14 protein-coding genes are annotated in these 21,210 nt (G+C 51.7%); 10 read left to right on the forward strand and 4 right to left on the reverse strand.

The window, feature by feature from the left end; genetic code table 11:
- The first annotated feature begins 71 nt into the window (after positions 1–71).
- Complete coding sequence (locus tag Q4E40_RS00945) at positions 72–1,883, forward strand: AMP-dependent synthetase/ligase (protein WP_303409522.1); 1,812 nt, start codon at positions 72–74, stop codon at positions 1,881–1,883.
- Positions 1,884–1,993: 110 nt separating this feature from the next.
- Complete coding sequence (locus tag Q4E40_RS00950; RefSeq protein WP_303409523.1) at positions 1,994–2,416, forward strand: hypothetical protein; 423 nt, start codon at positions 1,994–1,996, stop codon at positions 2,414–2,416.
- Positions 2,417–2,441: 25 nt separating this feature from the next.
- Here Q4E40_RS00950 and Q4E40_RS00955 read toward each other — a convergent pair whose 3' ends face one another.
- Both Q4E40_RS00955 and Q4E40_RS00960 read right to left on the reverse strand, forming a co-directional pair.
- Positions 2,442–2,609, reverse strand: coding sequence for an early set domain-containing protein (locus tag Q4E40_RS00955; RefSeq protein ID WP_303409524.1), 168 nt, complete (start codon positions 2,607–2,609; stop codon positions 2,442–2,444).
- Positions 2,610–2,624: 15 nt separating this feature from the next.
- Positions 2,625–2,822, reverse strand: a complete 198-nt coding sequence (locus Q4E40_RS00960) for a hypothetical protein (protein WP_303409525.1) — start codon at positions 2,820–2,822, stop codon at positions 2,625–2,627.
- 724 nt (positions 2,823–3,546) lie between these two features.
- Here Q4E40_RS00960 and Q4E40_RS00965 point away from each other — a divergent pair.
- On the forward strand, positions 3,547–9,987 hold the full coding sequence (locus tag Q4E40_RS00965; RefSeq protein ID WP_303409526.1) for an InlB B-repeat-containing protein: 6,441 nt from the start codon (positions 3,547–3,549) through the stop codon (positions 9,985–9,987).
- A gap of 253 nt (positions 9,988–10,240) precedes the next feature.
- The gene (locus Q4E40_RS00970; RefSeq protein WP_303409527.1) at positions 10,241–10,501 is read left to right on the forward strand and encodes a hypothetical protein; all 261 of its coding nucleotides are present in this window, start codon (positions 10,241–10,243) and stop codon (positions 10,499–10,501) included.
- A gap of 29 nt (positions 10,502–10,530) precedes the next feature.
- On the opposite strand, the gene Q4E40_RS00975 is transcribed toward Q4E40_RS00970, so the two are convergent.
- Positions 10,531–10,698, reverse strand: coding sequence for an early set domain-containing protein (locus tag Q4E40_RS00975; protein WP_303409528.1), 168 nt, complete (start codon positions 10,696–10,698; stop codon positions 10,531–10,533).
- A 320-nt stretch (positions 10,699–11,018) separates the two neighbouring features.
- Here Q4E40_RS00975 and Q4E40_RS00980 point away from each other — a divergent pair, with 320 nt between their 5' ends.
- The 3 genes from Q4E40_RS00980 (at position 11,019) to Q4E40_RS00990 (ending at position 14,562) form a co-directional block, all read left to right on the forward strand.
- Positions 11,019–12,152: an MFS transporter gene (locus tag Q4E40_RS00980; protein WP_303409529.1), complete on the forward strand. Its 1,134-nt coding sequence runs from the start codon at positions 11,019–11,021 to the stop codon at positions 12,150–12,152.
- 278 nt (positions 12,153–12,430) lie between these two features.
- The gene (locus Q4E40_RS00985; protein ID WP_303409530.1) at positions 12,431–13,906 is read left to right on the forward strand and encodes an alanine/glycine:cation symporter family protein; all 1,476 of its coding nucleotides are present in this window, start codon (positions 12,431–12,433) and stop codon (positions 13,904–13,906) included.
- Between the two features lie 287 nt (positions 13,907–14,193).
- On the forward strand, positions 14,194–14,562 hold the full coding sequence (locus Q4E40_RS00990) for an endonuclease domain-containing protein (RefSeq protein WP_303409531.1): 369 nt from the start codon (positions 14,194–14,196) through the stop codon (positions 14,560–14,562).
- Between the two features lie 183 nt (positions 14,563–14,745).
- Here Q4E40_RS00990 and hrpB read toward each other — a convergent pair whose 3' ends face one another.
- Complete coding sequence (gene hrpB, locus Q4E40_RS00995; RefSeq protein ID WP_303409532.1) at positions 14,746–17,199, reverse strand: ATP-dependent helicase HrpB; 2,454 nt, start codon at positions 17,197–17,199, stop codon at positions 14,746–14,748.
- 293 nt (positions 17,200–17,492) lie between these two features.
- Between hrpB and Q4E40_RS01000 the strand changes: the two genes are divergently transcribed.
- The 3 genes from Q4E40_RS01000 (at position 17,493) to Q4E40_RS01010 (ending at position 20,905) form a co-directional block, all read left to right on the forward strand.
- Positions 17,493–18,389, forward strand: a complete 897-nt coding sequence (locus tag Q4E40_RS01000) for a hypothetical protein (protein WP_303409533.1) — start codon at positions 17,493–17,495, stop codon at positions 18,387–18,389.
- A 230-nt stretch (positions 18,390–18,619) separates the two neighbouring features.
- Positions 18,620–19,696: a DUF748 domain-containing protein gene (locus Q4E40_RS01005; protein WP_303409534.1), complete on the forward strand. Its 1,077-nt coding sequence runs from the start codon at positions 18,620–18,622 to the stop codon at positions 19,694–19,696.
- Positions 19,697–19,855: 159 nt separating this feature from the next.
- Positions 19,856–20,905 (forward strand): helix-turn-helix domain-containing protein, encoded by a 1,050-nt coding sequence (locus tag Q4E40_RS01010; protein WP_303409535.1) that lies wholly within the window; start codon positions 19,856–19,858, stop codon positions 20,903–20,905.
- Positions 20,906–21,210 lie beyond the last annotated feature (305 nt).

The raw sequence follows: 21,210 nt of genomic DNA on the forward strand, positions 1-21,210 counted from the left end.
TTTGGCAACACCAGAGGCCCTGACGCAGTAATGGTGTATAGGTATAAATTTGAAGGCAGGAATTCGTGAACATGAACGAAGAAACAGCACAGGCGGCGAAGCCCAAACGCCTGTTTGATTGCATCGACTGGCAACTGAAAAACTTTCCGCTGGACGACATGCTGGCCGCCAAGGAAGACGGTGCGTGGATCAGGTATAGCACCCGCGACGCGCAGGACAAAGTGAACCGCATCAGCGCTGCCCTGCTCAGCCTCGGCATTAACAAAGGCGACGGCACTGCCGAGGGCCGCGACAAGATCGCGATCATCAGCCCCAACTGCCCTGAGTGGATGCTGGTAGACATGGCCATACAGCAGATCGGCGCTATCTCGGTCCCCATTTATCCCACCATCAGCAACAGCGAACTGGAGTTTGTGCTGCAGGATGCCGCAGTGAAGCTGGCCTTTGTCGGGAACGAGGCACTCTACCGCAAAATACTGGGGATGCAGGACGCGCTCCCTGCCCTGGAGTCTGTCTATACCTTCAAACAGGTAAAGGATGCACCGTATTGGAAAGAACTACTGGCGGAGCCCTCTCCCTATACCTTGCAACAGCTGGATGTGCTGCGCGATGCCGTGGACGAGCACGAACTGGCGACCATCCTCTATACCTCCGGCACCACCGGCACGCCCAAAGGCGTGATGCTCTCGCACTACAACATCCTGAGCAATATGTTCGACAGTGCGCTCATTATTCAGGAAGTGGGCGTGTTCCGAAAAAAGGCCATCAGTTTTCTGCCGCTCAATCATGCCTTCGAGCGCATGGCCACCTATTGCTACTTTTACTGCGGCGTGTCGATCTACTATGCCGAAGGGATGGAAACCATTGCGGCAAACCTGCGCGAAGTGAAGCCCACCATGTTCACGACCGTGCCGCGTCTGCTCGAGAAGGTATACGAAGGCATTGTGGCCAAGGGATCTGAGCTGACAGGCAATAAAAAGAAGATCTTCTTCTGGGCGCTGGAGCTGGCCGAGCGCTTTGAGATCAACAAACCGATGCCACTTGCTTACCGGCTGCAACTGGCCCTGGCCGACCGGCTGGTGTTCAGCAAGTGGCGCCAGGCGCTGGGGGGCGAAGTGAAGTCGATCATCACGGGCGCGGCTGCCTGCCAGGTGCGCCTGCTCCGCATTTTCACCGCAGCTGGCATTGTCATACAGGAAGGTTACGGCCTGACCGAGGCCTCCCCGATCATTAGTGGCAACCGCTATTCCGAAAAGAACCGCACGTTCGGCACAGTCGGTCCATTGCTCAAAAGCGTGGAGGTGAACATTGCTGAAGATGGCGAGATCCTGTGCAAAGGCCCGAACGTGATGATGGGCTATTACCGCCGTCCGGACCTGACTGCCGAGGTGATCGACCAGGACGGCTGGCTGCATACCGGCGACATCGGCACGATGGTAGACGGCAAATTCCTGAAGATAACGGATCGCAAGAAAGAGCTTTTCAAGACCAGCGGCGGCAAGTACGTAGCCCCGCAGCCGATCGAGAACAAGATGGTGGAAAGCAGCTGGATCGAACAGATCATGGTGGTGGGTGAAACGCAGAAATTCGTGGGCGCGCTGATCGTGCCGGCTTTCACTAAGTTGCGGGAGTGGTACGACACCCAGGGCAAATCCTACCCGGGCAACCGCGAAGTGCTGGAAGATCAGGAGGTATGGAAGCTGATTAAGCAGTCAGTGAACCAGTACAACCTGGAGTTTAACCCCGTGGAGCAGGTCAAGAAATTCGCGCTTATACCTGCCGAGTGGTCCATCGAAAACGGGGAGCTTACCCCGACACTCAAGCTTAAGCGTCGCGTCATCCTGGAAAGGTATAAAGACCTGGTGAGCTCGCTGTACGTGTAGTATACCTCTACACTGTTTACGGTAGCGTGAACGATAACATCAGCCCAGGTATAGGTGGCTTCGGACCTCTGCCGGAAAACTCTCTGCTTTTCTGAGCAGTATGTATAGGTATGAATGACCCTGAAGAAAAGCTGGAAGAAGCCGGCACCGTATTGCCCCACCCCCAAACGCTCGTGCCGACAACCCTGAGCAAAGCGAATGTTTTGTTTATCGGGCCTGTGGAGAATGGCTATTTCAAGCCGGCGCCGGACCTCAAGCAGAGCCCACCGCGCTGGGAGCCGGGTCAGTACAGCCTGGCAGCCGGGAAGTGGCCCTCGCCCAACCTCACCGCCGACCTGCTGGACCTTACGCCCTACAACGGGCAGGCCATTCTGGTCATCGCCTCTGACTGGAACCAGGAGGTGATCAGTGAGGCGCGCATTTTCGGCGTGCTCGACAAAGTTGCCTGCGACGTGCTACAAAAGTTTGCCTACGGGCACATGCAGGACAAGGAGGAAGAAATAGCCTCCTACATCTCAGGTATAAGTAATTAAATAAAGCTGCTGTAGTGAAAGCTATTTAGAGTACTAACTGGGTGTTCGTGCCGCCATACTCGTTGGGGGTTTCTCCCTCCTCGTTCGGATCGTTTCGCCATTCGGTGCCGTCTACCAGGTATTTGAATTCGTGCTGCGAATGGCGCGGACGCGTCTGCACACTCTCGAACGCGCCTCCTTTTTTCCTGTTCATCTGGATCGGCGCGTTCTAATCGCCATTTAGCATCCGTTTCTCTACTCTTTCCCCATCCGCCAGGCCCATCGTAAACTTCACCTCGCCCTGGTCTTTGGTCTTTAGGTAGGTCTTCCGGATCATCCTTCTGCTTCTAAGCTGGTTTTTCTTCTTATTCTTTCGATTAGCGTAAGCCGAAGACACGATGCCTGGCTCCTCTCCTCTCTCGCGCATCTGCCTCAATGTTAATTCTTTACTCTAGTGCAAGGAATTTTGTTAGGGATTGGGTAGACCAATTATAACCACACTTCGCAGAAGGGATTATAAAATCTCCATCACACTACAGAGAACAACTTGTTACTCTCAACCGCACGTTTAGCGTCAGCGCAACTTATATACAACTTCCAGTAGTGTAGCTACATCTCCTAAAGCTACTCAATACGCTACCAATTGGCTTTTATTTATAATGTACTGCACCTCCTTTCCTCACAAAACCTGTACAATGTAATCAGCACTGGGTACTTCCAGTAGTTAATTCATCTATCAATACTAAGATGCACCCAGCTTTGCAGCTTTAAAATATTATAGTTTCAAATATCCCGCAATTAAACCACTGTACTTAGCTAATACAAATTTTTATTCCGTGAGTTATATAATTATTTAAGTTAAAGGTTGTTCATAAAAAAAATTAAAAGGTATAAGTATAAACCTTTTCACATTTTATTAAACCATACCAATAAATAAAAGCTATTAATTTTAATTACTCCATACCTTATCATTCGTCAATATGATAAATATCTACTCGTTTGCGCAGCTATCGTTTGAATATAAGTTTTCCTTCAAGGAGCATTATTACAAAACATGGATATTCAAGAGAACTTGCTTCAAAGTTGTTTTTCTGTTCCTGCTTCTTTGTCCTCTTTTGGCATCGGGGCAGTGGACTTCGAGATCAAATGCATTGAAGAAGCGAGCAGAATGCCCCAGCATATTATACCAGGGAAAGATTTACATTTTCGGAGGTTTTGGGGAACACCCTGATGTAGAGCTTACCAACGAGGTATATGACCCTGCATTAGATGTATGGTCGCCGCTAGCGTCTTTTCCAATTGGCAAACACGTGACGCACCAGGGAGCCGTACTAGTGGACGACAAGATCTGGCATATTGGTGGCAGGACCGTTGATAATCGTGGTCCGATCACGAGTCAGGTGCTTATATTTGATATCACTAGCAACACATGGGCTAATGGGCCTGAACTCAAAGACCCTGCTACGGGCAAGGCACTGCCTATGGGTGGTGGTGGCGCCGCATTGATAGGTCGAACTATTCACGTATTCGGCGGCTTTTCCGCTGATATATGCATTGACCAAAACTCCTACCACTTAACTATAGACATCGACAAGTGGCTGACAGATCCGCAGAACACTTCCTGGGAGAATAGGAGGTCGCCCATGCCCATTGCGCGCAACCATGTAAATACGACAGTTCTGGGCGGCAAAATATATGCCCTTGGTGGCCAGTTTGGCCATGACTGCAATGGTGCAGACCAGGTGTTTTGCCATGTGTACGACCCGCTTACAGACACCTGGACGAGACTAAGTGACCTACCTGCTGCTAGGTCTCATTCGGAAGGAGGCACTTTCACTTCGGATGGAAAGCTATACATGGTAGGCGGTCAGGGCCCAACTGGCAGTGGCGTGAATACTGTACTGGTGCTGGATCCCCAAGCAAATAATGGTCTTGGCACCTGGTCGAACGCTACAGAGTTACAACTACCAGGCTCCTACTATGGCATCTCTAGCAAAGTGATAGGTAGCACTTTTATAATCTCACATGGAGCGTTGGTAAATATCTCTGACGAGCGAACAGAGACTTATGCGGCACCCATTACACGTAACATTCCCTATGAGCTCGGCTTTACAGCATCCTGCATTTCAAAGACAATCATTGCCGGCAGGCAGGAAGTTATCAGGAACCTGCTCTTCACAGTGGAAGAGGAAACACAGTATACGCTAAGCTCTAGTGCCCCCTGGCTCAGTATCACCAAAAACGCCTCAGGCGTGGCTGTCCAGGCAGCGGTTGATGTAGAAGCCACGATAGATACAAGAAGCTTAATCCCAGGAGATTACACAGCTACGATCACTGCTAACGGAACAGGAGACGGCCCAACTTTTAAAGGCAGCAGCTTCTGTGTTAACCTGAAGGTGCTGTCAGAGAATGAAGCGTATACCTTAGAAGTGAACACGGTTGGCCCGGGCACGGTGTCTAAGAGCCCGGACCTGGAGCTGTATCCCGCTGGATCTACGGTTTCGCTAACGGCCACACCGGCTCCGGGATTTTTATTTGCCGGCTGGAGTGGCGACGTTTCTGGAACGGCTAACCCATTGGCAGTTAGTATGACTGCAACAAAATCCTACACTGCTACTTTTGTGCGAAGCACCCGGTTAAATGCCGGTGGTGTGCTGTTTACCGATGGTCAGGCACGTATGTGGGCGACAGATGCCTTTTTCACGGGTGGAGTGGTAAAATCCAGGTCCTTTGACGTAGCCGCTACTACAGACGATGAGCTCTACCTCAACTATAGAAATGCTTTTTCCTCAAGCTCTACTATCCCAGGTGCTCCATTCAGCTACGCCATCCCCCTTGAGGCCGGGACTTACAATATAAAACTTCACTTCATCGAGCCTTATTACGGTGCACCAGGAGGCGTGAAGGGCAGTGTTGGAGCCAGGGTGTTCCATGTGGACATAGAAGGGCAGCGGGTGCTGAATAACTTTGATATCTATGCCCAAGAAGGAGCCGGCAAGGCAGTCGTGAAAATGTTTAACGGAGTGAATGTAACGGGCGGAAATCTTGACGTTCTGTTCACCTCCGTCAAAAACAACGCTACCATTTCAGGTATAGAGTTCGAAAAGGTCGCTACAACCACAACGTACACATTGGCCACGAGCACCACTGGCAGCGGAACGGTGAGTAAAAGCCCTGATCAAAGCAGCTACACCGCCGGCACGGAGGTCACGCTGACCGCGACACCTGCTACCGGCTATACCTTTGCCGGCTGGAACGGCGACGCCTCCGGTACCACCAATCCAATGAAGGTGCTCTTGGATAAGAATAAGAGCATCGTAGCCAATTTCACGGCCTCCCCCACGGATCCTGAGGAGCCCCTGCTGCTGTTTACCCCCACCTCTGTTTTGGTAGATCTACCCGTAGGGCAACAGAAGGAACTAAAGGTTAATCTTAACAACTCAGATGAGGATCCGTTAGCCGTGCAACTGACAGCCAGTGAAGGTAGCAACTCTGATGTTCCAAGCTGGCTTCTTTATGAAGGCAAAACTCTTTCCAATACCAATAATGTCATCTTTAATCTGGGCGCGTCTGGCAACGAGGTAATCTTCACCATTAACGCAGGAACACTGAACCCAGGCACCTATACGGCAACAGTCAGGGCTTTCGCTGCAGGTTATTCCCCAGCCGAATTGATCGTGACGCTGGAGGTTGCCAGTTATGAAGAAAGTCTGCGGCCCTACATAACAGCCGTTCGGCCTGGCCATGGAGCCACAGGAGTGTCACTGAGTCAGTCAGTTTCCGTGGATGTGGCCTACCCGAGTGGCAAGTCCCTTGACGGCAATACTGTCAATACTTCTACAGTGAAGCTCTACAAAGTGTCGGGTACCTCTAAAACTGAAGTTTCGGGCACAGCGGTGAACGCCACAGCAGCCGGCGATGCTATTACACTTTCCGGCCTGCTACAGATAAATACCACCTATGAGTTTCACATCAGTGATCAGGTAAAAGACGGCAACGGCTATGCCCTGAAACCTTTTACTTCCCGCTTTACGACCATTACTTCTACCAGCGATGTGCCTACGGATCTGGCAGGCATAGCTTTCTCGGAGCAGATCCTGGTGGACAACTCCTTCGGCTCAGACGGCTTTACCACGCTGGTGATCGGTCCTGATAACCGCCTTTACGCTGCTACCTCCGGTGGTAAGATAGAGCGTTGGGACATCAAAACGGATGGCACGCTGGCCAACCACATCACCATCTCCCCCTTTAGTGCCACCAGACGTCTTTTGATCGGTCTGCGCTTTGCCCCCTCGGCTACCGCCAGTAACCTTGTTGCCTGGATTAGCCACTCCTCTCCCGAGTTTGCTGACGCTCCAGAGTGGAGTGGCAAGATATCGCGCGTGAATCTGACAAACCCGGCGAGCCCGCAGGTGACAGACTACGTGATTAACCTGCCGCGATCTACCAAGGACCACGCCACCAATAGTATCGATTTCGGACCGGACGGAGCATTATACTTCCTACAGGGAAGCAATACGGCCATGGGTGCTCCGGATGGCGCATGGGGCTACAGGCCAGAAAGACTTCTAACTTCGGCAGTCCTTCAGCTCGACATAGCAAAGGCAGAGCAACAGACGCTACCGCTCGATGTAAAAACGGAAGAAGGAGGCACGTATAATCCCCACGCTTCCAGTGCTGCGCTTACCATCTATGCCACCGGCATCCGTAATGCCTACGACCTGGTGTGGCATTCGAACGGGCAGCTGTATGTTCCGACAAATGGATCCGCGGCGGGCGGCAATACGCCTGCGTTAAAGTCCGGAGCGGTATGGTCAAATGGCCAGGTATATACCGGACCTGATGTGCCGGAAATGACTAACGTAAGAGATACACAGAGCGATTACCTCTTCCGGGTAGTGAAGGGCGGCTACTATGGTCATCCGAATGTACTACGAGGCGAGTACATCATGAACGGGGGCAACCCCACCTCTGGTACCGACCCAGGCGAAGTAACCTGGACAGCAAACGGACTAACGTATGGCTATCCGGTTGGCACGCCCATGGAACCAAACCATAAAGGCTGGGCCTTCGACTTCGGCCTTAACAAATCTCCCAACGGGGTGATTGAGTTCAAGAGCAACGCATTTGAGGGCAAGTTGAAGGGCAAGCTGCTTGTGTGCCGCTTCAGCGGCGGAGATGACATCATGGTGCTGGAACCAGGTACAACAAACCTGGACATCATCCGGGCTACCGAAGGCAGTGACGTGCCGGGGCTACGACGACCCTTTGCCAACCCGCTTGACATGATAGAAGACGTGCGTACAGGAAACCTCTACATCTCTGAGTACTTTGACGGCAACGGAGGCGGACAGCCCCGCATAACGCTGCTCCGCGTGGGCCAACCACAAGTAGCCTCCAACCTCATAAACGCCGGCGGCAACCAGTATACTGATAGCCAGTCCCGCACCTGGTCGGCAGACGTACACTTTTCAGGAGGTCTTACGAGAACCAGATCCTTTGATGTGGCAGGTACTACCGATGATGCGTTGTACCTGAGCTACCGCTATGCGGCAAGTGGAGCACCTTTCAGCTATAATGTGCCGGTTACCGAGCCGGGTACCTATGTAGTAAAGCTATACTTCCTGGAGCCGTACTTTGGTGCTCCAGGCGGCGTAGCGGCAAAGGGAGGTGAGCGTGTCTTTCATGTAGATGTGGAAGGCTTGCGTGTACTATCTAACTATGACATCTTCTTACAGGACGGTGCAGGTAAGTCCGTGGTGAAAACTTACAGTGGCATTGAGGTAAAGGATGGCACCCTGGATATTGTTTTCAGTTCGTTAAAGGATAATGCCATTATCTCAGCCATAGAATTTGAAAAGGTCGCTACGTCCACCAACTACTCGTTAACTACAAGCACAACTGGCAACGGTTCAGTGGGCAGAAGTCCTGATCAGAGCAATTACACCGCCGGTACAGAGGTCACGCTCACCGCGACACCTGCTTCCGGCTATACCTTTGCCGGCTGGAGCGGAGACGCCTCCGGTACCACAAACCCGCTAACTCTTACCATGAACTCAAACAAGAACATTACTGCCACCTTCACGGCAGTACAGCAGACGGCCTATTCTCTTTCTGTGATTGTTTCTGGTAATGGTACAGTTACCTCAAATCCGGACGAGGCAAGTCATCCGGCAGGATCTGAGGTAACGCTGACGGCTGTACCGGCAGTTGGTTTCCAGTTTTCGGGGTGGAGTGGTGATGCCTCAGGTGATATAAATCCACTCGTCCTTACCATGGATGGGAACAAGGAAGTCACAGCTGGTTTTACAGCCGTAGCAGAAGAGACTTACACCATAACAGCAGAAGCAGGAACAGGCGGCTCCACAAGCCTGACACCATCTAAATCCAGCTATGCCTCCGGTGACAATGTAAAAATAACGGCCACGCCAGACGCTAACTATGAATTTGTAAACTGGACTGGTGATATAACAGACACCAGCAACCCATTGAGCGTTACCGTGACAGGAAATCTTGCTGTAAAAGCAAATTTTAAACTGAAGCAATATAGATTGGTAGTTAGCGCAGGGCCCGGTGGCAACGTCTCCTGGAGCCCTGAACAGAGCAGCTACGAACATGGCACAACAGTAACGCTCACAGCAAATCCGGACCAAGGTTATCAGTTCTCAGGCTGGAGCGGCAGCGTTACCGGCATGGCAAACCCTACCACCATCACCATGGATGCTGAGAAGTCCGTGACAGCAAATTTTGTTGCCATGCCTACGGCAGGCAGTACGGTTCGCATCAATGCCGGTGGCCCGATGCGGGAAATAGAAGGAATCGTCTGGACAGGATGCCCTACTTCTATGGACTGCAATGGCTTTGTTTCAGGTGGCAACCCATTCTTAAAAGTGGCTCCTTCAATCGTGGGTGTTCCTCAGTTTATGGACCGGGATATTTTCGAGACAGGATGGACGAATTCCACCGGAGGCAGCGCACGAAAGAATATGTCAGCCTTTGCATTCAATATCCCGGTGACAAATGGTGATTATTTGATCAGGCTCTACTTCGCGGATCTGGATAAGACGGCAGCGGGGCAGCGAGTCTTCGATGTAAATATAGAAGGTGGTAAGAAAGAACTCACCAGCTTTGATATAGTGAAAGAGGCAGGACGCAACACGGTTGTTATGCGAGAAATACCAATGAAAATTCTGGACGGAACGGTGACCATTGATTTTATCCGGCAGTTAGACAACCCTATTATCAGTGCTATAGGTATTGTCCCAGTGCAGGCAGAAGCGTCAGCCAATGCGATGCTCCTAAAAGAGGAGAAGACTGCAGTTGAACATATACGCACCATCAAGGTCTATCCAAACCCTATGTCCAGAGAAACAGGTAACGTCGAGATGGAAAACTTTGGCAAAAACGAAGTTGTCAACATTTCTGTTTACACTGCTACAGGACAAAAGGTATATGAGAATGATATGGAAACGGATGTGATGGGTGCAGCCAGCATACAAATCAGGATCGATAAGCAATTGAACAGAGGCATTTATTTTATCAAGGCGACATCTGCCTCGGGCTCAACCTTAGCTAAACTTTTGATAGAATAGCGTAGTGAAAAAGCAAAAGGGCTGAGACGATAAAACGCTTAAGCCTTTTTGCTATTTCTGCCTATATTTCAACATTTTAACCCACTTATCTTTCACACCCCATCTACGTAATCACCACCTCCATCTGCTGTGCTACCTGATTACCCGATAATTATCTACCGTGTTGGAAGTCCAAGAGGTATGATCGCTGGTCAAACAGTCGGTAAACCATTATAACAAAGAGTTAAATCCAGTGGCACAAGTCAAAAAACTTGTGCTTACACCATGCGGGTGGTCCATTGAAAACGGTAAACTCACCCCTTATCTCACCGCCGACCTGCTGGACCTTGCGCCCTACAACGGGCAGGCCATTCTGGTCATCGCCTCTGACTGGAACCAGGAAGTGATCAGTGAAGCGCGCATTTTCGGAGTGCTCGACAAAGTTGCCTGCGACGTGCTACAAAAGTTTGCCTACGGGCACATGCAGGACAAAGAAGAGGAAATAGCCTCCTACATCTCAGGTATAAGCAATTAGATTAAGCTGCTATTTTAAAGGAAGTTTGTTTACAAGACCAACAGGGAGTTGGTGCCGCCAGACTCATTGGGGGCTTCTCTGTCGGCATCCGGGTCGTTTCGCCATTCGGTGCCGTCTACCAGGTATTTGAATTCGTGCTGTGAATGGCGCGGAAGCGTCTGCACACTCTCGAAAACGCCTCCTTTTTTCCTGTTCATCTGGATCGGCGTGTCCCAATCGCCATTTAGCCTCCGTTTCTCTACTCTTTCCCCCCATCCGCCAGGCCCATCGTAAACTTCACCTTGCCCTGGTCCTTGGTCTTTAGGTAGGTCTTCCGGACCATCCTAATTATGTTTTTTCCTGCGAAGGAAGGTTGCTTAAGTGAATCAATTCCGGAAGGCGTTGCATTTTCCTGCAAACGATAACATGTGCTCTTTCCTGATAAGTACTGAATTCGCAGAAGACATCTGTTCAAAAAAAAGAATAAACGTATCTAAAGGCTTTACTTTTTAGCAACTTGCGTCTTTATTTTTCCGCAATGCATTCTATCACCACGAACCGGCTTTCACTTAGCCTTTTTTTCCTTCTTTCCGGCTTCAACTTTTCAAGCTGGGCATCCCGCATCCCCACCATCGTTTCCACACTTCGCCTGAACGAGGCCGAACTGGGCAGCATTCTCCTGACCATGCCGGTGAGCTCGCTGATCGGCTTGCCTTTATCAAGCTGGCTTGTCACCAGGTTCGACAGCCGCTTACCCTTGATTGTGGCTATGGTCCTGAATGCCGCTTCGCTTTCGCTGATCGGAATAGCTGCCACACCATTTGCCCTGGTCGTGGCCTTATTCCTGTTCTCGCTGAGTATGCGTGTGTTTAACATCGCGATCAATACCCAGGCCATTACGCTGCAGAAACTCTACGACCGCAAAATAAACGGCGCCTTCCATGGTCTCTGGAGCACAGGCGGCATTGTGGGCGTCGGCGTTACCACACTGCTGGTTTCGCTTGGCATATCCATCGTGCCGCACCTGGTAGCAGTCTCTGTCATCACGACGCTACTTGTGCTGGGCGCCTTCCCATACCTGCTGCGCAATGACCGCTCCACGACGGGCAATAAACTCACGTTTGGCAAGCCCGATCCGTACATCCTATACCTGGGGCTGCTTGTGTTCTTTGCAGCCGTTTGCGAAGGCGGCATGTTCGACTGGAGTGGCATTTACTTCCAGCAGGTGGTGGGCGAAGAGGTCTTTACCGCAGGCTATCTCATTTTTATGTCGTTTATGGCGCTTTCGCGATTCGTTTCAGATCGTATCATCGAGAAGATCGGAATGGAAAGAACCTACGTGCTCAGTGCCAGCCTTATTTTCTCAGGTATAGCACTGGCCATTCTGTTCCCGAGTTTCTGGCCTGCCATGATTGGCTTCTCACTGGTAGGCTTCGGCACCGCCTCGGTTATACCGATGACGTACACGCTGGCGGGCGCCTCCAAAAAGTACTCGCCTGGCATCGCCATCTCCATGATCGTGACCTTCGGTATTGTGGGTATGCTCATGGGCCCGCCGCTCATCGGTTACCTGGCCCACGCCTTTAACCTCAAGTTCGCTTTCGTCACCTTCGCCCTGGCAGGCGCCATGCTGATCCCTATCTCCAGAAAATTCTTCCGGTTGGAGCGTTAGGTTTGGCTGTAAGTGATGGCTGTTAGCGCTGCTGTGTGGGTGGTCTGCTAATCCGTAAAATTATTTTTGATTATCAGCAGGGAGTCTGGGCTTTGGCTTAGGCTCCCTTTTTTTATTGTTATACCACTCAACATGAGGAATTTACTTCAGGCTTATATGCAGCAATTCCCGTTTAAACCGACCTGCATCCCGAACAACAACCCTAAGTAAGTCCTTACTTATTAAATTTTCTGTTTAATTTAAACAGCCAAAACCTTATTAACCCCTACCATCAGCCCATGGAAAACCTTATCAGTTCGGTAAACGACATCGTCTGGAGCAATGCGCTTATCATACTTTGCCTTGGGGCAGGTGTATACTTCTCCATTGTCACAAAATTCCTGCAGGTACGCTATATCCGTGAAATGCTGCGCCTGCTTTTCCAGGGGGAATCCTCCAACAAGGGCATCAGCTCTTTTCAGGCCTTTACCGTAGCCATTGCCGGGCGTGTCGGCACTGGTAATATCGCCGGTGTAGCCACTGCCATTGCCATGGGTGGACCGGGTGCCGTGTTCTGGATGTGGGCGATCGCCTTCCTGGGCAGCTCTTCTGCCTTTATAGAAGCGACACTGGGCCAGATTTATAAGCAGGTAAAAGATGGCCAGTACAGAGGTGGCCCGGCCTTCTACATTGAGAAAGGGCTTGGCGTAAAATGGTATGCTGTTTTGTTTGCTGTCGCTACCATCATCAGTATGGCCCTATTCCTGCCAGGCGTGCAGAGCAACAGCATCGCCTCCGGGATCAGCAATGCCTTCCAGGTACCGGTGGCGTATACGGGTGGCGCCGTTACCTTGCTGTTGGCCCTTATTATTGTAGGGGGTGTGAGGCGCATCGGCAACGTGGCACAGGTGGTAGTTCCGTTTATGGCGGGTGCCTACGTCCTGATGTCGGTCGTCATCATCCTGATGAATATTTCGGAAGTGCCCGCCGTGCTGAACCTGATCATCAGCTCTGCATTTGACCTGGAGCCCGCTTTTGCCGGCGTGTTTGGCATGGCCATTTCGTGGGGCGTGAAGCGAGGCATTTACTCCAACGAAGCAGGCCAGGGCACTGCCCCGCATGCTGCCGCCGCGGCCGAGGTGAGCCATCCTGCTAAGCAGGGCCTGGTGCAGGCCTTCTCTGTATATGTGGATACGCTTTTTGTATGTACGGCTACGGCGTTCATGATCCTGTTTACAGGACAATACAATGTGGTGAATCCGGAGGGCGGCTTCCTGGTGGAGAACCTGCCAGGTGTGCCATTCGGGCCGGAGTACACGCAGTTGGCGGTTAGCTCCCACTTCCCCGCGCTGGGTAGCGGCTTTATCGCCATTTCGCTGTTTTTCTTTGCCTTCACCACCATCATGGCCTACTACTACATTGCCGAAACCAACCTGAGCTACCTGAATACCAAAAACAAAAAGTGGATGCTCTGGGCGCTTCGCTTCTTTATACTTGCCGCCACCTTCTACGGCTCCGTAAAGACGGCAGAATCGGCCTGGATGCTCGGCGATATCGGCGTGGGTATCATGGCCTGGCTGAACGTGGTCGCCATCATCCTGTTGCGCAAGCCAGCCTTACGCACCCTGCAAGATTACATATCCCAGCGCAAAGCCGGACTCGACCCGACGTTTGATCCAGAAAAACTTGGTATAAAGAACGCCGGAGACTGGAATAAAGCAATCGGCGCTGACGAGCCGGAGGCGCAGGACCAAAGAGCGCTGGAAGCAGTTTAGCTTCTTAAATGAAATTCCTTAAACTAAAAGAGACGCAATGAACGCGTCTCTTTTTTGTTTTGCAGGGTAGTCGTTTTTTGGGGACTATCCCATTACTGTTCGAAACCTGTGAAAGTATTGTTTTCTGGCCTGGATACAGGAAGCGAAACTGTCCCCTTGAGGGGATTATACGGGTATTCTCTTGAATCTATAAAGCCTTCAATACGCGCAATCTGGGGTCTCCGCAGAACTTAAAAACCCTGCCTTGTGTATGGGTTACAGAGCGTTGCATGTGGTAAATACCAGGCATGAAAAAGAACACCATTATACCTTACAAGGAGTATCTTAAAGTCAAAGCAAGAGAACTGAGGAAAAACAGCACGCTTGCTGAGATTCTTTTATGGCAGGAAATAAAGGAGAGAAAACTACTGGGCTACCAATTTCACAGGCAAGTGCCTATGTTAGATTATATTGTTGATTTCTACTGTCATGAATTACAACTAGCAATTGAGATAGATGGGGATAGCCATGATTATAGCTTTGATAATGATGCAAAGCGACAGTCGGAGCTGGAAAGGTATGGAGTAATGTTTTTAAGATTTGATGATATCGAAATCAAGAAAAACATCCAAAATATACTGCGAACATTAGAGCATTGGGTAACTGAGAACCAGTGATATTGCCTGTGCATGATTACACCCCTGTGGTCCCCTCAAGGGGACAGTTCCGCTATTACTATTTCAAAATTTAGTACGCTTAGCATCGAAAGAATAAGGTTACTACCTGGTATAGTCTTAAAAACGGAAGAAAAGAGTGTCCCCTTGAGGGGACTACAGGGGTGTAATCATGCACAAACATCACTAAACTCCCCGCTCCCATTTCACTTCCGGAAACACCACCTCCAGCTGCCGCTTGATCACACGGTAATTCCCTTTCCAGAAACTCGCCAGGTCTGATACAGTAGTGATCGGCTTAAGCTCCGGACTGAGCAAAGCCAGCTCTACTGTCATCTCGCCATCATCCACTGTCGGGCTTTGCTCCCAGTCCAGCACGTCCTGCAGACGGATTTCCAGCGTGGGTTGCTCACCGTTTGGCTTGTAGTCGAGCGCTATATCGGCGCCATCCGGCAAGGCTATGCTGGTCGGAGCCAATACCGCTAGCCGCGCCCGTTGCTCTTCGCTCAGGAACCTGGCTTCCAGTATCGGCAGGAGCTCCAACTCCATCAACTCGTCCGGGTGCTCGATGTCGAAGAGGTAAGACTTCAGCCAGTCCCAGTTGGTCATGAGCAAAGTGGCGGTGCTCACGTCGGGCCAGGCTTCTGAAGGGCGCCACTTGCGCAGACTCAGTACACGATTTTGCCATTGGGTGAGTTCGTGGTTGAAATCCAGCAGGTGTTCGCCTTCGTGCTTGATGGCTTCGGAGATGGCCGGTACGCGGTGCTTCTCGTCGGGGGCTGGCAACGGCTTGCTTTGCAGCACAATGCTGCCGATGCGAGTGTCAATGGAGGCGGTGAGTTCGCCGTCGTTCAGGTCCCAATGGTAACATTCCTGCTGCTTCACGAGCGGCGCCAGATCCCGTGGGTTAAGCGGCGAGGCCAGGAAAATGCGGCCCGGGTTATCGCCTGTTCCCGCATGCAGGTGCGCGATGGCCAGCCAGGGCTCATGCGCCAGGTCGTCGCGGTGACCGGCGGAGGCGTATTGTCCGCTAGCCAACTGGAACTGGGCATTGTTGCCGGGACGGGCGTAGGCGATGCGCTCGGGGTAGCAATGCGTGAGCAACACACCGGTTTCGTAATCATCAAAAGTGCCATTCTCCGGCTCTATGCTGAACAGGGAGCGGTACGAGCGGGCGATCTTCTCGATCTTGCCGAAACGCTTGCCCTGCCCCTGCTCTTTCCTATACCTGCGCAGGGCTTCCACTCTTAAATTAATGTCGATGCCGGCGTTGCGGTCCAGCGGGTCGCGCTCTTCCAGCACGGCGGCAATATCACTTGCCAGCGCTACCTGTTTGGTTTCTTCGGCTTTGAGCAGCATGTGCGCAATGCGCGGGTGGCAGGGCAGCGTGTGCATACGCTTGCCGTGCTCGGTGATGCGGCCATGCTCCAGCGCCTGCAACTGGTGCAGCATCTCGGTAGCATATTGCAGGGCAGCGCGGGGTGGCGGATTCAGCCAGGTCAGGCCCCGAATATCGGTAATGCCCCACTGCGCCATATCCAGCACCAGCGAAGCCAGGTCGGCTTCCATGATCTCGGGGGTGCGGTGCGGGGCCATGCGCTCCTGCGTGGTTTTGCTCCACATGCGGTAGGCGGTGCCGGGGCCCAAACGACCGGCGCGACCGGCCCGCTGGTCGGCGGCGTCTTTGGAGATGCGCACCGTTTCGAGGCGCGACAAACCGGACTTCGCATCGAAGCGCGAGGTTTTGCCGAAGCCTGTATCCACCACTACCGAAATGCCTTCAATGGTCAAACTGGTCTCTGCGATGCTGGTGGCCAGCACTACTTTGCGTCTGCCGTCGCGGTCGGGCATGATGGCGGCGTACTGTTTGCCAAAAGGCAGCATCCCGAAAAGGGGGTGTATCCTGAAATCGCGCAGCTGCCTGCGCAGGAGCTCTTCTACTTTCCGGATATCGTTTTCACCGGGCAGGAACACAAGGATATCCCCTTGCTGCTCCTTTGCCGCCTGCACCACCACTTTGGCCGTCATTTCGGGCAGTATGCGGTCGTCGGCGTCGCCGGTGTAAAAAGTCTCGATCGGGTATTGCCGCCCCATGCTTTGCGCCACCGGGGCCTTGAGCAAGCTCGTGAGCTGGGGCATATCCAAGGTGGCCGACATCACCATGATGCGCAGGTCGGGCCGCAAGGTATGCTGTGCCTCCCGGCTCAGGGCCATGGCCACATCGGCGTGGATACTGCGCTCATGAAACTCGTCGAAGATCACGATCCCTATACCTGTCAGCGAGCGGTCGCTGTGAATCATGCGCGTCAGGATGCCTTCGGTTACGACCTCAATGCGGGTCTTGTCTGAGATGCGCGTCTCGAAACGGATGCGGTAACCGACGGTCTGGCCTACCTCCTCGCCCAATAGCTGCGCCAGGCGTTCGGCAATGGTTTTGGCTGCCAGGCGCCGTGGCTCCAGCATGATGATCTTCTGACCCTCGAGCCAGGGCTCGTCGAGTATGGCCAGTGGCAGCAAGGTGCTTTTACCGGCTCCCGGAGGGGCATTGACGATCAGGGTATTCTGTTCCGAAAGATGTTCTCTGACGGCAGGTATAATTTCCCGAACGGGCAGGTCTATGGTGAAGGGATTGAAAGGCAATGGAAAGGCTTTTAATAAAATTAGAATCAGGTATAGCTTGGTACTGGCCTGCAATTTACACAATGTCGGGCGAGAAAGTACAATGCACCAGTATAGGAAGCAGCAAACGCTCACTGCCCCATGCAGTTAACTGCTACTTATCATGCCTTCACTAAACTTTTTAGTACACCGGCATGCTATACGTTGAATAGGTATAATTATTATAATATAAATCATAAATAACACGTATTGTAATTATACTTATATCCCGAGTCAGTATCACGCAACAGCAGCCATCAATTACAATTTAGCATATGAAAAAGCTTAAAGCAACCTTATCCGTAGCGCTAGCTGCCTGTATGACCTTTTCCTGTCAGGATCAGCTACAGGAAGCAGAAATGGCACCTCAGGCTGCCTCATCTGAAAGCATGCTGCAGACCAATACCCGGCATGGAAAGTACATGGTGTACAAAGCAGAGTACATCACTTCCGGCGAGGGAAAAGAAGTGGGCAATGTGGTTTACTTCAACCACCGGGGCAACAAGCAGCTCTCCGATGACTTTGTAGAGGATTATAGCGAGGATGGCACCCGCGACATCACCTACTATGTCGATAATAACAGACCGTCAGAGGATTTGTCTGCGGACGTTACTGAAGCTGCCATCGACAGAGCGATGGACACCTGGGATGATGTGACCTGCTCCGATCTGGGTATGACGAAAGTACCATACGACGGCCGGCCAGCCGGATTCATCGCTGCCCTGCTGGGCTATGAAGGGAGTTTTGCGTATGTGGCAGATGTCGTGCATGCAGGCTGGCTTCCGGCAGAATTCTTTGATATGATTGCCCCTGGCGGAAGTACCTTTATCCTTGCCGCAACGTTCACGCTCATTTATGTAGATGGTGAAGGGAACCTGACAGACATGGATGGCAATGGTAAAGCGGACGTCGCCTGGAGAGAGATCTACTACAACGATGCCTTCACCTGGAATGATGGCTATACCTACGATGTGGAGACAATTGCTTTGCATGAAGCAGGCCATGGCCTGAGCCAGAATCACTTCGGAAAGGCATTTACAACCCTGAAGAACGGCAAACTGCATTTCGCTCCCCGATCTGTTATGAACGCAGCCTATTCGGGTGTGCAGACCGAGATATCCGGCACCGACCTGGGCGGCCATTGCAGCAATTGGGCGAACTGGGGTAAGTAACGATGAAAGCACGCTAGCAAAAAAGGACCCTTCCATGGAATTGGAAGGGTTTCTTTTTTTATAGGCTATACCTGTTTGCATTTCCGGAAGCATTCGAAGCAGCTGCGTGCCCCTTCCAGCCTGTGTGGGCTATTATAGCCGGAGACCTGCATCTGCAGCGAGGCTGGTGCGTAAACAGAAGGTATACTGTGCGTGAAAAGCGGTTGTGTTACCAGTAATCCAGACCAGCTATGATCCTACGGAAATCATATAAGATACTAGCCTTCCTTGTGCTCCTGCTGATCGCCTTCCGGGTGGCGCTCCCCTACCTGGTGAAAGACTATGTGAACAAAACGCTCAACGAGCTGCCCGGCTACACGGGCCATGTCGAAGATATTGACATTTCCCTGTACAGAGGCGCTTACGCCATCGACCACCTGGTGCTGGAGGAAGAAGGCGGCAATCCCAAATATTCTTTTCTCAACATCCCCCGAACGGACCTGTCTGTTGAGTGGAAATCGCTGCTGAAGGGGAAACTGGTTGGGGAGGTCGTGATGCAGGACCCGGTGCTGAATATGGTGGAAGTGAAAAAGGCTGCGGCCTCCGGTGAAGAGCCAACCCGTGCACATTGGACGAAAGTGGTGAAGGATCTGATGCCGATCACCATTAACCGCTTTGTGGTGAACAACGGCAAACTGGCTTACTTCGATTTCAGCAAGAAACAGCAGGTTGACCTGCACATCTCCGACATGCAGCTGGTTGCCTACAACCTGGCCAACGTGGAGGATGCCGCCCACGAGCTTCCGTCGACGGTGCACCTGACGGGGCAGTCGGTTGGTGGCGGCAAACTGAAGGGAGATATGAAAGCCAACCTGCTCAAGGAGCTGCCCGACTTTGACATGACCATCGAGCTCACAGGGGTAGACCTGACCAGCATCAATGACTTTATAGAGGCCTACGGCAAGTTTGATGTGGAACGTGGCCGCATGGACATGTATAGTGAGCTCAAGCTGAAAGATGGCCAGCTGGATGGCTATGTGAAGCCCTTCTTCGAGAATGTAAAAGTGCTGAACCTGAAAAAGGACGTGAAAGAGGAAGGCATCTTACGGACAGCCTGGGAAGCCATTGCCGGCCTGTTCGTGGAGGCCGCCGAAAACCAGCCCCGGGACCAGATCGCCACCAAAGTCCCCATCAGCGGCAATATAAACCAACCCGACACCGACGTCTCCACCACGGTGTTCAACGTGCTGCGCCATGCCTATATCAAAGCCTTCAACAAAGGTATAGAAGCAGAAGCAACCAAAGCAACTGCAACGGAAGAGAAATAGGAAAGTCAGGGTGTCCTTACTGGTTTGGGGTTTCGTGCAGAAAGGTGTTCCCTCCCGGCAATTATACCACAGCTCATAAGAGGAAGGGACACCTACAGGTAGAAAATTAAAGCCTGGCCGAAACGCTGTAGAGTATAAATAATGTGTTTATTTGCGCTCATGTCTACAGGTCATGTCCTTCTTATTCTGCTCAGCGGCTTAGGTGTTTTCCATGGCTTGGTATTGGCTGTTTTTCTCTGGTTCTACCCCAAAGGGCTTCCCGTCTCCAATAAAATTCTGAGCGTCCTGTTGCTGGTGCTTTCCTTCCGTGTCGGGAAGTCCTTGTTTCTGGAATTCGTGGACGGCGTATACCTGCAGGTCATCTTTGCAGGCCTTTCCACGCTAATGCTCATCGGGCCGCTCTTTTACTTCTATACCCGTTCGGTGCTCGAAAAATCGATCCGGTTCACCGCTGCTTCCCTCCTGCACCTCCTCCCTTTCCTGGCCGGGCTGGCTTTTAGCTTTTTCATCAACAAGGAGAATGCGAAAACAACGCCTATACCTGTGTTTGTGCTCCTTTTCTGTGTGTATTATGGCCATTACCTGCTATACCTATACCTGACTTACCGGAAGATACAGCGGTACAGGGTAGCGATCGGGCAGGCTGATGCCGCTGCGCAATGGCTGCGCCTGCTCGCCTATGCATTGGCGGCGCTTTGGGTGGTGTATGTCCTCAACCTGCTCGATGACGATGTGCCCTACATCCTGGGGCCCATCCTGTATTCTGTTATCGCGTATGGGGTGAGTTATGTCGTGATCCAGAAAGGCTATATCGGTGCGCTTGACACGGCCAAGTATAAAACGACGCCATTGCCGGAGGCGGAAGTAAACCAGATCTACGAGGAAGTGAAGGCGCTACTGGAAGAGCAGGAGCTTTACAAAAACCCGGACCTCTCGTTGAGCACCTTCAGCAAGGCGCTGAAAGTAAGTCCGCAAAAAATCTCGATGGCGATCAACAGCAAATCCGGCTCCAATTTTAACGGCTTCGTGAACCAGCACCGCATCAGGCACGCGCAGGCATTACTGCAAACGGGCCAGGGCAGCGAACTCACCATTGCGGCCATCGCCTTTGAGGTGGGTTTCAACAGCCTTACCAGCTTTAACACCGCCTTCAAAAAACAACTGCACGAAACGCCTTCTGCTTACCGCAAAAGAGTCATGCAAGGCTAGGGCAACTCTTGACATCACTTCATACAGTAGAACTATTAAGTTATGGAAGAAGCTATCCCCTTGAGGACAAGTGAGACGCGAGTCGAAACTTGCGACCGTAGGTCATAGGGGTGTAAATTCGGCGCTAAGATGATAGTAGGCTAGTTTGCAATTTATCGCACCTGTAAACACAGCCCTCTGAGAGCTCCGCTCGCAAGTTTCGAACTCGCGTTCTCACTTGTCCTCAAGGGGAGAATTATCAGGATCTAAACAGCCCTAGCTTTTGCAGTTCCTTCTCTCCTTTTTATTCAAAAATCGTGATTTAC

This window comes from Pontibacter coccineus, from assembly GCF_030546575.1.
In the GTDB taxonomy this organism is placed as follows: domain Bacteria; phylum Bacteroidota; class Bacteroidia; order Cytophagales; family Hymenobacteraceae; genus Pontibacter; species Pontibacter coccineus.